General features: G+C 68.6%; 12 protein-coding genes. 3 read left to right on the top strand and 9 right to left on the bottom strand.

The genetic code is table 11. The features are described 5' to 3' along the window. The first annotated feature begins 16 nt into the window (after nucleotides 1-16). Together C8D87_RS30705 and C8D87_RS30700 are read left to right on the top strand one after the other, a co-directional pair. Nucleotides 17-601: a hypothetical protein gene (locus C8D87_RS30705; protein ID WP_112229286.1), complete on the top strand. Its 585-nt coding sequence runs from the start codon at nucleotides 17-19 to the stop codon at nucleotides 599-601. Further along, complete coding sequence (locus C8D87_RS30700; protein ID WP_146771918.1) at nucleotides 594-1,094, top strand: hypothetical protein; 501 nt, start codon at nucleotides 594-596, stop codon at nucleotides 1,092-1,094. Before C8D87_RS30705 ends, C8D87_RS30700 begins: the two co-directional genes overlap by 8 nt. A gap of 68 nt (nucleotides 1,095-1,162) precedes the next feature. On the opposite strand, the gene C8D87_RS30695 is transcribed toward C8D87_RS30700, so the two are convergent. From C8D87_RS30695 to C8D87_RS30660, 8 genes are all read right to left on the bottom strand, one after another. After that, nucleotides 1,163-1,558 carry a hypothetical protein gene (locus C8D87_RS30695; protein ID WP_233440098.1) on the bottom strand — a complete coding sequence of 132 codons (396 nt, stop codon included), beginning with the start codon at nucleotides 1,556-1,558 and terminating at the stop codon, nucleotides 1,163-1,165. A 98-nt stretch (nucleotides 1,559-1,656) separates the two neighbouring features. Next, on the bottom strand, nucleotides 1,657-2,697 hold the full coding sequence (locus tag C8D87_RS30690; RefSeq protein ID WP_146771917.1) for a type 1 periplasmic-binding domain-containing protein: 1,041 nt from the start codon (nucleotides 2,695-2,697) through the stop codon (nucleotides 1,657-1,659). A 51-nt stretch (nucleotides 2,698-2,748) separates the two neighbouring features. Beyond that, nucleotides 2,749-3,426 carry a hypothetical protein gene (locus C8D87_RS30685; RefSeq protein ID WP_112229283.1) on the bottom strand — a complete coding sequence of 226 codons (678 nt, stop codon included), beginning with the start codon at nucleotides 3,424-3,426 and terminating at the stop codon, nucleotides 2,749-2,751. A gap of 102 nt (nucleotides 3,427-3,528) precedes the next feature. Then, entirely contained in the window at nucleotides 3,529-5,232 is a 1,704-nt protein-coding gene (locus tag C8D87_RS30680) for a P-loop NTPase family protein (RefSeq protein WP_112229282.1), read from the bottom strand. A gap of 38 nt (nucleotides 5,233-5,270) precedes the next feature. Continuing rightward, nucleotides 5,271-6,038 carry a GntR family transcriptional regulator gene (locus C8D87_RS30675; RefSeq protein ID WP_112229281.1) on the bottom strand — a complete coding sequence of 256 codons (768 nt, stop codon included), beginning with the start codon at nucleotides 6,036-6,038 and terminating at the stop codon, nucleotides 5,271-5,273. A 31-nt stretch (nucleotides 6,039-6,069) separates the two neighbouring features. Further along, nucleotides 6,070-6,813, bottom strand: coding sequence for a glutamate ABC transporter substrate-binding protein (locus C8D87_RS30670; protein ID WP_233440099.1), 744 nt, complete (start codon nucleotides 6,811-6,813; stop codon nucleotides 6,070-6,072). 236 nt (nucleotides 6,814-7,049) lie between these two features. Beyond that, nucleotides 7,050-9,674: a bifunctional acetate--CoA ligase family protein/GNAT family N-acetyltransferase gene (locus tag C8D87_RS30665; protein WP_112229280.1), complete on the bottom strand. Its 2,625-nt coding sequence runs from the start codon at nucleotides 9,672-9,674 to the stop codon at nucleotides 7,050-7,052. A 6-nt stretch (nucleotides 9,675-9,680) separates the two neighbouring features. After that, the gene (locus tag C8D87_RS30660; protein WP_112229279.1) at nucleotides 9,681-10,853 is read right to left on the bottom strand and encodes an acetoin utilization protein AcuC; all 1,173 of its coding nucleotides are present in this window, start codon (nucleotides 10,851-10,853) and stop codon (nucleotides 9,681-9,683) included. A 144-nt stretch (nucleotides 10,854-10,997) separates the two neighbouring features. On the opposite strand from C8D87_RS30660, the gene C8D87_RS45345 reads away from it, so the two are divergent. Then, a complete protein-coding gene (locus C8D87_RS45345; protein ID WP_146771916.1) occupies nucleotides 10,998-11,597 on the top strand; it encodes a hypothetical protein in 600 nt (199 codons plus the stop codon). A gap of 37 nt (nucleotides 11,598-11,634) precedes the next feature. On the opposite strand, the gene C8D87_RS30645 is transcribed toward C8D87_RS45345, so the two are convergent. Continuing rightward, on the bottom strand, nucleotides 11,635-12,486 hold the full coding sequence (locus C8D87_RS30645; protein WP_112229276.1) for a sulfurtransferase: 852 nt from the start codon (nucleotides 12,484-12,486) through the stop codon (nucleotides 11,635-11,637). Nucleotides 12,487-12,513: the final 27 nt, after the last annotated feature.

Below are 12,513 nucleotides of genomic sequence, written 5' to 3'. Positions count from 1 at the left end.
TGTCTTGGAGGTTTCCATGTCAACGGGCGCCATCATCGGCCTTGTGGTCGCGGTTCTCGTGGTGCTGGTGGTTCTCGCATTCGTGCTGAGGCCCGCCATGCAGCGCAAGAGGTTGCGCGACCGCTTCGGCCCCGAGTACGACCACGCGGTCGAGCAGAGCGACAGCCGAACGGCCGCGGAGAAGGAACTCGCCGCACGGGAACGCCAGCACAGCGAGTTCGACCTGAAGCCGCTTTCCCCTGCGGCACAGGAGAGTTACCGGCGGCACTGGGCAGGCGTGCAGGCGAAGTTCGTGGACTCGCCGGAAAAGGCGATCACGGAAGCGGATCGGTTGGTCACCGATCTGATGGCCGAGCGCGGCTATCCCACCGAGGGTTACGAGGCGCAGCTGAGCGTCCTGTCGGTGGAACACGCCCGGACCCTTGAGCACTACCGCAAGGCGCACGACATCTCCGAACGCCAGGAGATCGGCGAAGCGAGTACCGAGGACCTGCGCACCGCAATGGTGCACTACCGCGAACTGTTCACCGACCTGCTCGAACACGGTGCGGCTCCCGGCAAGGACCGTGAGGCCGCGCGGAAGGAGAAGACGGATGTCTGAGACACCCGTGAGGAAGGCTCCGGTGACGAACGACCCCGCGTCGGCGCCCCCGCATCCTCAGCAGCGGCAGGGTGAACACGACCTGCGCCAGGATCCGCGACAGGACACCCCGCAGGATCCGCGGGATCCGCGGGATCCGCGGCAGGAGCAACGACAGGAGCAGCGCGAGGACATCCGGCAGGAACAGCAGCCGGTTCCCTCGCAGCACCAGCAGCAGGAAAAGCCTGCCGCCGCGCAACACCAGCAACAGGAACGGACCGCCGGGCGGCTCGAAGACGAGTGGCAGGCCGTGCAGTACGAGTTCGTCGACGACCCGAAAGCGGCCGTGCGCAAGGCGGACGAGCTCGTGACGCGGGCGATCGGCGAGCTCACCGCCCGTCACCGCTCCCTCACCAAGCAGCTCGAGGGGAACGGTGATCCACAGACAGAGGACCTGCGACTGGCTCTCCACCGTTATCGGGAACTGTTCAAGTCGCTCGTCGCCGTGAAGTGAACTGGTAGCCCCGGCGCCGCGGCCGTAACAGGTGGCGGCGCCGGCAGGCATGTTCCAGGCTTTCCCGATCAGCTGGGCAGCTCGCGGATTTCCATCTCCAGCACGTCGATCTCGTCGCTGATGGCCTCGTCGAGCATGTCGTCCAGCAACTTGCGGCACTCCGCCGATCCGCATCGCGGCAGCCCCGCGCCGAACCGCGGCACCTGCTCCCACCACACCGCCGGGTTGTTCCAGAACGACCCGGAGCCCTGGTCGACACCTTCGAGGCAGCGAAGCCTCTGGTCGCTTTCCGGAAGAGCTCGCACGAACTCGATGAACAACGCGAGTGCGTCGGGATTGCTCACCGGGACCGCGCCGTAGCCGCGCAGACAGTCCTCGAGTTCAGCGAGGAACTCCGCCTTGAAGGACACGGCACACCCCCGCTCCTCCGCACCGTTGCGGACATCCAGAGTTCGTACCGTCAACAGTACCTCCGCGACTTGAGCGGGAAACGAGTGCGAACGGGCGGTATCTTCCTGCGCGCAAAAGAGGTCCGGTGACCCGTAGTCACTTCGCCGATCCGTTACGCACCCTCGTGCATCACGTATCGAGACACGAGGAAACCGTTGTCCAGCTTGACGATCTGGCCCACGACCAGCTTGTCGGCCGGATCCGCACCGGACAGGTCGCTCGCGCCGGGCCGGGCGAACGTCAGCCTCCCGGACGCGCCGGGGAAGTCACTCAAAGTGCGCAGCTTCCCGAAGACGGCTTCTCGTGTCGCCCCAACACCAGTCGAGCGGGCGACCGCGCTGACGGCATCATAAGCAAGCAGAACGTGTCCGTTGGGGCCCGAAAGGAACGCCTTCCGCGCATGCCGTTTTTGCGCCGCCTCGTAAGTGGTGAAGAACTGTTGCGTCGACGGGGGAATCGGCTCACGGCCAGGTGGCCACGCGAACGTCGTGAAGTACAGCTTGCCGTCGGCGATTCGTTTGACGTCTTCCAGATCCGTGAAGTTCGTCGTCTCCAGCTGAGTCAGGTCGTCGCCGCCGAACACCACCGGGTCGGTGCAGTTGCTGTGGCTCAGCTCGGTGAGCAGCCCGCCGACCTCCGCGGTGCGGCCCGTGTAGAGGATGAGCGGGTTAGTTGTCTTCTTGCAGATGTCCGTCACGACCTTGCCGAGCTGCGCGGCGACCGAGTGCGCCGTCTCGTCGTAGTCGTGCACTTCCGGCGCGAGCACGTCCTGGAACTCCTCCGCGAGATCCGAGCTGTACTCGTCCCCTGTGCTGCGCAGGAGGTGCAACGGACGGCCCCGCAACGCTTCGGTGCGCTCGATCATGCTGGCGGCGACCTGCGCCTGACGATCGTTGGCCGGGGCGATGCGGAAGAAGTACGGCTTCTGGCTGAAGCTCGTCGACGACAGGGACGAGCCGACCATCGGGATGCCGTCCGGGTGATCCTTCGACGGGCCCAGCACACCGAGCGCGGCCAACGTGGTGCCGCGGCTCTGCCCGAGACCGGTCACCGCGACCACCGACCGATCTCGGCCGGCGTACGCGCGGATCTCCTCCGCGACCCTCTCCGCGTACCTGGACTCGCCGCCGAAGTTCGCGAGTACGAGGCGCACCAACGGATTGCGGCCGAGACCGTCGAGCTGGTTCCAGTCGCGCTGCGCCAGTTACGCGCCGCGCAGCTCGTTCACTCCGGCGGACAGGTCGCGCTTCACCCGCTCGTTGGAGCTGAGCATCGTGGCGACGACGATCGTCACCACGCTGCGGTCCTTCACCTTCGCGGCGCGGGCGTTCTCCTCGGCGATGAGCTTCGCAAGCTCCTCGACCTCCGCGTCGTCGTTGTTCTGCGACGCCGGGTCACCGTAGGCGAACCGGCCGGGTTTCTCACTCAGGCCGACGCATTGCGCTCCGTCCATTTTGGACAGACGGGTGCGCTGGCCCGCGAGGTCCGCCACGAGTTCCGCCGGTTCGTAGACGCCGTAGCACAAGCAGTTGTTGCTGTCCTGGAGGTAGAAAGCCGCGCCGTACAACACGAGCAGCGCGACGACGAGGTAGACAGCCACGCGCCGCAACGCGTTGCGACCGGGCCAGCGCCGCGGATACGGGTAGCGGCCGACGCCGGACGAGCGCGGCAACGGCGCCGGTGGTGATGCGGGCGTGTTGTGTTCGAGCGCGCGTTTCGTTGCGAGGTAAGCGGTCAGGCGTTCCTCGGCGCCGCTGAGTTCCTGGTGGGTGCGCAACACCTGGTCGTACATCTCGACCGTCGGCCGCACGATCCTGCTGAGCGAACGCAGTTCCCAGGTCGCGATGACGGCGTCCTCCAGCAGCCCGGTTTCCGGCCGCACCGCGCGGTCGTAACGGCGGTGGAGGGTGCGTTTCGCGTCCTTGCCCTTGATGTCACTGCGCAGGCGTTCCCACCACGTGCGCGGTTCTTCGCCGAACTCCGGTTAGCCCTCGCCCGGCGGCATCGGGGCCTCGGCGATGGCGGCGAGCTCGGCGATCCAGCGGTCACTGCGTTCGTCGACGTGCGGGCGGAGGCGATGCGCGACGAGGTGGACTTCGCCGAGCGCGAGCGCGTGGTAGAGCGCGTCCTCGCGTTGCCCGAGGCTGTCGTAGCGATCGTTCAGCAGCCGATGGACGTTGCGGTGCGAGAACGGCTGGTCCTCGGGAACCTCGCGAAGCCGGCGCGCCAGCAGATCGCGCAACAACGGGTGCAGCACGAAGTTGTCGCCCTGCTGGCTCACAAAGCTCAGCTGTGCCAGCAGAGCACGCATGTTCTCCGCCGACCACGTCGACGGGAGCAGCGCGCGGATCACGTGCCGGTCGAGCAGGCGCGGGGCGGCGAGGCGGGCGAAGATCTCGCGCGCTGCCTCGCGTTCCGGCATCTCCTCCGCGCCGGGAATCCGTTGGAAGAAGCGGAGAAGCAGGTAGTCGCCGACCATGGCGTCCTGGAACGTCGTGGTCTCGTCGACCGGTAGCCGTTCGTCGAACACCGCGCGCACCGACGGCAGCACCTGGTCGCGCGCGAACACGAACTGCACGAGCTGGATGGCGAGCCGAACCGCGAGCGGGTGGCCGTGCGTGACCTCCTGCAGCTCCTCGACGAGCGCCTCGGACTCGACCGTGCTGTTGCGCGTGCGGTTCCACTCGGCGAGGAACTGCCGCGTCTGCGCCAGCGTGAACGGCTCCAGGCGCACCGGCAGGAACACCGATGGTGCCGAGTCGGGTAACGACGGCGCGGACTGCTTGGTGGCGATCACGAGCAGCGGCACGTGCGGCTCCTTGACGCGCCGCTCGGCGACCAGGCTCAGGAAGTCGGTGGCGCGGGCGGCGGGCCGTGGCCGTTGCGGTGGCAGGTAGGAGTCGATGCCGTCGAGCAGGTCGGCGCCGTCGAGCAGCAGCAGGCTGTTCATCCTGCGGTAGCAGCCGCGGAACCGGTAGGCGGCGGTGATGTCGGCGAGGAACGCGGCGACGAGCAGCCTGTCGATCTCCAGCGTGTCGCCGGAACGGTTGAGGCTCCACGTGTGCACGAGTGCGGCGTCGAACTTCAGCCGCTGACCGGACTTCAGTTCGTGCCCGACGTAGTTCTCGAACCACCGCAACGCACTCGCGACGCGCGGCCCGCCCAGCAGCCAGCGCAACGACCGCGGCGCGATGACGGCGAGTCCGATGAGCCGCAGCAGAAGTGGCCTGAGCACCTTCCCGAGGCCTTGCGCGGGTGGCAGCATCTCGACGACCTCGGCGGCGTCGGCGACCGCGACGAGCCGGGTCATCTGCTTGGCGGCGAGCTCACGCGCGCGGTGGTGCGGGTCGTCGGCGGGCTCGTTGTACAGCGCGAGACGGGCGAGGTCGTAGCGCGGCAGCCGCATCCGCCCGAACTCGGCGTGCTGGCAGGACCTCAGCTGCTCGGCGGCGACGTCGAGGATGTCCTTGCAGGAACGGGAACCCGCCCGGTCGAGGTCGACCTTGGCGGTGGGCGCGTCGCGGTAGCGCCGGCGGACGTGGTCGAGCAGCGACGTCTTGCCGCTGCCACCGGGACCGAACGCGACGATCACCGGGAGCGGCTGTTTGTGGCGGCGCTCCACCAGCGACTCCACCAGGGCGGTGATGCCGTCCCTGCCGACGAGCCCGATCTCCGATTCCAGCGCCATGATCCTCAGACGCCTCGGAGACCGATTCTGTTCCGTTCCTAACGGTCGGCGTGCAGCCGCGCGACGAAACTGAACCGATCGCCCCGGTACAGCGACCGGGCGCGTTCGATCGGGTGGCCGTCGACGTCGTAGGAGACGCGGTGCAGCAGCAGCATCGGCAGCGCCGGGTTCGTGCCGATGAGCAGCGCCTCGCGCGGTGTGGCCAGCACGGTCTCGACGCGTTCCTCCGCCTCGGCGAAGCGCACGCCGAGGCGTTCGGTGAGGCAGGCGTAGAGCGATCCGGCGGGGTCGAGCTTGTCCATCAGGTCGGGGAAGCGGCGGCTGCTCAGGTACGTCGACTCGAGGCCGATGCGCTCGTCGTCGGCGAGCAGGACCCGTTCGAGGTGCACGACCGGGTCGCCCGGTTCGAGCATCAGGTCGCGGGAGAGGCCCTCGTCGGCGCTGAGCTCCTCGAGCGTGATCACCGTGCGGGTCGGTTCGACACCCTGGCGTCGCATGCCCTCGGTGTAGCTGACCAGCGACAACGGCTGGACGAGCTTCGGCGGCGCGACGAACGTGCCGCTGCCCTGGCGGCGGATGAGCTTGCCTTCGAGCACCAGTTCGCTGACGGCCTGGCGAAGCGTGACGCGCGAGACGGAGAACCGTTCGGCGAGCTCGCGTTCGGACGGCAGGACCGTGCCTTCGCCGAGGGTCTCGACGAGGTCGAAGAGCTCGGCCTTGACCGCGTAGTAGCGCGGGACTCGGCCGTGTTCGGGAATGCCCGCGCGAACGGGTCGATCAGCACGGTGCGGCGGGACGCGGTTCACGTGGCGTGAGCATACGTCACCTTCTGTGCGATCAGGGGGCCAGCTTCGGCGGGTCGGGGATCTTGTAGCCGGAAGATCCGATGTTGACCTCCAGCGACTCCCGCCAGGCGCCCGAGTCGATCATCTTCTGCAACGCTGCCTGGACCTTCGCCTTGCTGGTGGGGTCGTTGCGGCGCAGGCCGACGCCGTACTCCTCCTTGCTGAACGGGTCACCGACGACCCGCAGCAGCTCCGGGTTCTGGGCGGCGTAGCCCGCGAGCAGGACGTCGTCGGTGGTGACGGCGTCGACGTTGTTGGCCAGCAGCGCCGTGACGCAGTCGCTGAACTTCGCGTACTCGACCAGGTTCACGTCCTTGGCGAACTGGTCCTTCACGTACGCGGCGGACGTTGAGCCCGCGGTGGAGCAGAGGCGCAGGCTGGCGTTGAGCGACTTCGGGCCCTCGATGCGGCTCTCGTTCATGCGCACCAGCAGGTCCTGGCCCGCGACGAAGTACGGGCCGACGAAGTCGACGATCTCCTTGCGCTTGTCCGTGATCGAGTAGGTGGAGACGACCATGTCGGCCTCACCGCTGGTCAGCAGCGTCTCCCGGTTGCCGGGCTGCGCTTCCTTCCAGGTGATGTCCTGCTCCTTGACGCCCAGCTCGTTCGCGATGAACTTCGCGACGTCGACGTCGAAACCGCGGTAGCTGCCGTCGAGCCTGCGAACCGCCATCCCCGGCTGGTCGAACGACACGGCGATGACCATGCGGTCGTTCGCGCTGACCTTTCCAACCATCGTGGACTCGTCGCCACCCGCGCACGAGGCGAGGAGAAGCAGAGCCGCACATGTTGTCGCCACCAGGCGGAGGAGCGCTCTCGGCGTCATTCGTCCCTCTTACAGCGAGATTCCACGGGCATGCGCCGACGCACCTTGGCAGCGTTGCTCGGCGATGCCGGGAAACCTAGGCGGCTATCCGACGCATGTCCATACCTCTGCGCGAATGAGACAACGGAATCGTTGCGGTCGGCAAGTCAGCGCAAGCGGCGCGGACCGACGTCGTGCAAGGACGGAGGTGGGCCGATGACTATGCGCGCGCTGCTGACGAAAGCCCCTGCGGCAGAAGCAAGAACGGGTTCGAGTTTGAGTGAGCGGACTTCCGGGAGGTCCTCCGCCAGTGCCGCCAAACGGAGTACCAGGTCCTGAAGTGCTTTCAGGTCCGCGGGTTCGTCGCCGCGGTAACCGGTGAGCAACGGCGCGGCTTTCGGCGCGGCAACGAGTTCTGCGGCGTCGGTGTCGGTGAGGGGTACCGCCCGGTAGGCGCGGTCGCCCAGAAGATCGCTGACGAGACCCGACAGTCCGAACCAGACCAACGTGCCGAAGCTCGGATCGTCCTGCAGGCCGAGAACGCAACTGACTCCCTTGGGCGCCATGCGTTGCACGTACACGCCCGGTTTGCCGCTCAGCGCCGCGAGGTCGTGGTAGGCGGCCTTGACCGATTCCTGCTGCGCGATGTCGAGCCGTACACCGACGAGGTCGGTGCGGTGGCGGAGGCGTTCGCTGGTGGCCTTCATCGCGACCGGGTAGCCGAGCTCGTCGGCGGCTGCTGCCGCCTCCTCGGCGCTGTGGGCGATGCGGAACGGGACGACGTCGATGCCGTAGCAGTTCAGGAGCTCGACGGCCTTGTCGTCACCCAGCAGGCTTTCGGTCTCAGTGTTGTCCACAATGGACCGTGCACGTTCGCTGTCGATACCGTCCGGGCGAGTGAAGTTGCCCTGGGGTGCGGCGCGCCAGCGGGCGTAGCGGATGACGCGGGCCAATGCGAGAACGGCGCGTTCCGGACTGGCGTAGCTGGGAATGGAACCTTTCCCGGGAACCCGCAGCTCCTCCGGAATTCCTTCGACCGCGAGGAACGTGGAGACGATCGGTTTCGTGCCGTGCACGGCTTCCCTGAGCGCACGCGCATAGGCCGTGCCGGGGACGGCGATGGGTGGCACGAACACGACGACGAGGGCATCGGTGTCGGGACGGACGGCCGCTTCCTGGACGGCCTTGGCGAACTCCTCCGGCGTCGCCTGGGCGCCGACGTCGACGGGCTCGCCCGCGAGCTCGAGGTCTTGGGCGAGCAGCGTGTCGGCGGCCAGCAGCCCGATGGCGGTGGAGTTGCCGACGACCGCGACGCGCTTGCCCTTGGGCAGCGGTTGATTGGCCAGCAGGAGCGCGGTGTCGAACAGCTGGGCCAGCGAGTCGACCCTGATCACGCCGGCCTGCTCGAACAGCGCCTGGACGCTCGCCTCGTCGACCTTCGCGCCGGTGGCGGCGAGGCCGGGAACGACCGCGTGCCGTCCCGACTTCACCGCGACAATGGGCTTCGTGCGGCCGAGCCGTCGCGCGAGCCTCGCGAACTTGCGCGGGTTGCCGAACGACTCCAGGTAGAGCAGGACGACGTCGGTCGAGGGGTCGGTCTCCCAGTACTGCAGCAGGTCGTTGCCGGAGACGTCGGCGCGGTTGCCCGCCGAGACGAACGTGGACAGGCCGAGGCCCCAGCCCGCGGCGTTGGCGAGGATGGCCGTGCCGAGGGCGCCTGACTGGCAGAAGAAGCCCGCACGGCCGCGTGCCGGGAGCTTCGGGGCGAGGCTCGCGTTGAGCCTGACCTTGGGGTCGAGGTTGAGCACGCCCAGCGCGTTGGGACCGACGACACGCATGCCGTGCGCTCTCGCCTCGGCCGCGAGCCTGCGCTCGGCCGACAGACCGTCCGGCCCCGTCTCGCCGTAGCCCGAGCTCACGACGACGAGCGCCTTCACGCCTTTGGCGAGGCACGCGTCCATGACCTCGTCGACGCTGGCCGCGGGGACGGCGACGACGGCGAGGTCGACGTCGTCGGGGATGTCGAGCACGGTCGGATAGGCCCGGACACCCCTGACGGCGCGGTGCTCGGCGTTGACCGGGTAGACGGGCCCGTTGAAGTCGGCTTCGAGGAGGTTCTTGAGGACCGCGTGCCCGATCTTGGTCGGGTCGGTGGAGGCGCCGATGACCGCGACCGATCTCGGGTGCAGCAGGTTGTGCACGCTGCGGGCCTCCGCGGCCTGTTCGCGCGCCCTGGCGACGGCGACGGACTCGTCAGTGGGGTCGATCGCGAACTCCAGATGCAGCACGCCCTCCTCGAACGCCCTGCTGACCTGGTAGCCGGCGTCGCGGAACACCCGGACCATCTGCCCGTTCTCGGCCAGCACCTCCGCCTCGAACCGCGTGAGCCCGACTTCTCTGGCAGCCGCGGCGAGGTGCTCGAGCAGGATGCTGCCCAGCCCACGCCCCTGATGCCCGTCCTCGACGACGAACGCGACCTCGGCGCTCTCCCCGCCGTGCAGCCGGTCGAACCGCCCGACCGCGACGATGTCGTCACCGAGCAACGCGATGAGCGCCACGCGGTCGTGGTGGTCGACGGTGCTGAACCGTTCGAGGTCGCGCTGCGGGATTCGCGGGTAGGGCCCGAAGTAGCGGAAGTACCGCGTCCGCTCGGACAGCCTGCCGTGGAACTCCCGCAGCTTCTCGCCGTCGTCCGGCGTGATCGGTCGCAGGTGGACGGTGCCGCCGTCGCTGAGGACGACGTCCGCCTCCCAGTGCCGGGGGAAGTCGAACGGATCTCTGGCAGCGGCCACTGGCTTTCAGTCCCTGGGGTCGTCGGGATCAAGTCCGTGCAACGGGAACACCGCGCGCCGGGTGTCGCGAATCGCCTTGTCCACCGGCTCCACCGCGTCCCCGCCCCACGGTTGGTACCCAGCGTCGCACTCATCAGTCATCGACGCAGGCAACGGCCAGTCAGGTGCGATGCGTGTCGCATGCGCCACCCAGTCCGCGGGCAACGGCCGGTTCGGATCCACATCGCGGTCCAGCACCGTCGCCAGCAGGTGCGTCCACGACCGCGGCACGACCCTGAGCAGCTCGTACCCGCCGCCCCCGAGCGCCAGCCACTTGAACCCGTGCTCGTTCACCAAGTCCCGGAACGCCTGGTAGATCGCCCGATGCCCGTCCACGCTCAACGCCAGGTCCGCGAGCGGATCCTCCCGGTGCGTGTCGACACCGCACTGCGTGACCAGCACCTGAGGCCTGAACGCCTTGAGCAACGCCGGCACCGTCGCGTGAAACGCCCGCAACCACACACCGTCGCGCGTCCCCGCCGGCAACGGCACGTTGACCGCACTGCCCTCGGCCCCGGCGCCACCGACCTCACCGGCCCACCCGGTCCCCGGCCACAGGCTCATCGGATGCTGATGCAACGAGACCGTCAACACCCGCGGGTCGTCCCAGAACGCCGTCTGCACGCCGTCCCCGTGATGCACATCGACATCCACATACGCGATGCGCTCCACCCCGTTGCGCAACAACCACTCGATGGCTACCGCGCAGTCGTTGTAGACGCAAAACCCAGCCGCACTGTCCGGCATCGCGTGGTGCAACCCACCGGCGATGTTGACCGCCCGATCCACCTCACCCGACGCAATGGCCCGAGCCGCCACCAACGACCCACCGACCACCAACGCCGAAGCCTCGTGCATCCGCTCGAAGACCGGGTTGTCCGGCGTCCCCAGCCCGTGCCCGACATCCCACCCGGCCGTGGGCGCCGCCTGCACGGCGCTCAAATACCCAGGCCGATGCACCAGCTCGATCTCCTCGTCGCTGGCCGCCTCGGGCACCCGCAACTCGACGCCCTGAAGCACCCCGAGCGCCGTGGCGAGCCGGACGGTCAGATCAAGCCGGACGGGATTGAGCGGATGGTCGCCACCGAGGTCATACCCCAGGAAGGACCGATCCCAGACAACAGCGGCTGGCTTACCCATAGTCCAGCAACCTACCCACCGATCAGCTCAACCGGTGATCACATCTCGGTCGCCCCACGTGCCCACCATCCTCAGGCCGCCTACAGTCGCACCCCGGCCACGAACGCCCGGAACCGATCCGACCGAACAGGGGGCAGAGGCGACATGCACCTGCGACCAGCGGCCATCCTCCTAGCGCTGATCCTGCCCCTCGCCGCCGTCACAGGCTGCAGCCAACAGGTCAAGGGCTCAGCCGCGGCCGACCCCAACGCGGCCCCCGCCACCCCGCCCGCAACCTCGAAGAAGCCTCCCACCAGCACCTCGCCCTCGAAGCCCGCGGACCCCACCGCCCCGGAACCACAGGGCGACACCAAGATCACCACGAAGAAGAAAACCGCCGGTCTGGAAACCTGCGGAGTCCTCAAAGCCGTGGACATCGAAGCGGCGACCGGCGGCAAGTCCTCAACGGACGGCGGCTGCATCCACGCCACCACCGGGCCCACGACCCTCATCACCCAGATGGTCATCGCCCCCGACGTGGCGGGCCAGGAGGGCGAGAAGAAGCAGATCGAAATCGGCGGCAACACCGCCTGGCAGGTCAGCGCCTCGAAGGAGGACTGCCAGGTCACCGTCATGCTGACCGACGACCCGGCCGCCCTCGCTCCAGCCTTCTCGGTGAGCGTGGTGGCCATCGAGGAACTGGACACCTGCGCCACCGCCCTGAAACTCGCCACGCAGGGCTTCGAACGCATCCCCAACGCCTGACACCACACCCGAGGCCGCTCCACCGGCCGAGCCGGCGTCAGCCGCCAGTTGCGACCTCCCGGTCCAACGCACACCAGTTGGACCACGACCCGGCGTACAGCGCCGCCGGCTTCTCGGCCGATGTGATTCCGGCAACCTCCAGCGCCATCACGACGGACGAGGCGGTCACACCAGACCCGCAGTAGGCGCCCACCGCCACGTCACCCGACGCACCAAGGCCCGCGAACCGCTCCGCCAGCTCCGCAGCACCAAGCCAACGCCCGTCAGCCCCAACATGCCCGGTCATCGGCGCGTTGAGCGCACCGGGGATGTGCCCGGCCTTGGGGTCCACAGGCTCCGTCTCCCCGCGGTAACGCGCCGCGGCCCGCGCGTCGAGCAGCACGCCCTCCCGAGCGAGCGCCGCAGCCTCCTCCGCGTCCAGCACGGGCATCTGACCTGGCCGCACCACCACGTCCCCGGCCGCCTCACCCGTCAGTGGCGCCGGCTCCTCCGCCGTCACCGGCAGCCCGGCCGCTTCCCATGCGGCGAACCCGCCGTCCAGCACCGCGACCTCGCTGTGGCCCGCCCACCGCAGCAGCCACCACACCCGCGCGGCGACCGAGCCGTCACCCGCGTCGTACGCCACGACCTGGCTGTCCTTCCGCACACCTGCGCGGCGCAGGACCGCCTGCAGCTGCTCCGGATCCGGCAGCGGATGCCTGCCGCCGACCCCCGGAGGAGCGGACAGCTCGGTGTCCAGATCCACGTACACCGCGCCGGGCACGTGGCTGACCTCGTAGTCTTGGCGTCCGGGTGGCCCACCGAGACGCCACCGGACGTCCAGCACGACGGTGGCCGGTCGCGCACTCAGCGCGTCGGCGAGGGCCTCAGGAGTGATCAAGGGATGCACGACTCACATCCTGCACCCGCGCGGACA

It is taken from the genome of Lentzea atacamensis (genome assembly GCF_003269295.1).
GTDB classification, from domain to species: Bacteria; Actinomycetota; Actinomycetes; order Mycobacteriales; family Pseudonocardiaceae; genus Lentzea; species Lentzea atacamensis.
Note: the sequence above shows the minus strand (reverse complement) of the source record. Positions and strands in the feature narration are given on the sequence as shown.

What these genes read in the sequence shown, in the direction of transcription:
- C8D87_RS30670 (WP_233440099.1), bottom strand. Translation starts at nt 6,813, where the DNA reads ATGGTTGGAAAGGTCAGCGCGAACGACCGCATGGTCATCGCCGTGTCG.
- C8D87_RS30660 (WP_112229279.1), bottom strand. Translation starts at nt 10,853, where the DNA reads ATGGGTAAGCCAGCCGCTGTTGTCTGGGATCGGTCCTTCCTGGGGTAT.
- C8D87_RS30700 (WP_146771918.1), top strand. Translation starts at nt 594, where the DNA reads ATGTCTGAGACACCCGTGAGGAAGGCTCCGGTGACGAACGACCCCGCG.
- C8D87_RS45345 (WP_146771916.1), top strand. Translation starts at nt 10,998, where the DNA reads ATGCACCTGCGACCAGCGGCCATCCTCCTAGCGCTGATCCTGCCCCTC.
- C8D87_RS30680 (WP_112229282.1), bottom strand. Translation starts at nt 5,232, where the DNA reads ATGGCGCTGGAATCGGAGATCGGGCTCGTCGGCAGGGACGGCATCACC.
- C8D87_RS30705 (WP_112229286.1), top strand. Translation starts at nt 17, where the DNA reads ATGTCAACGGGCGCCATCATCGGCCTTGTGGTCGCGGTTCTCGTGGTG.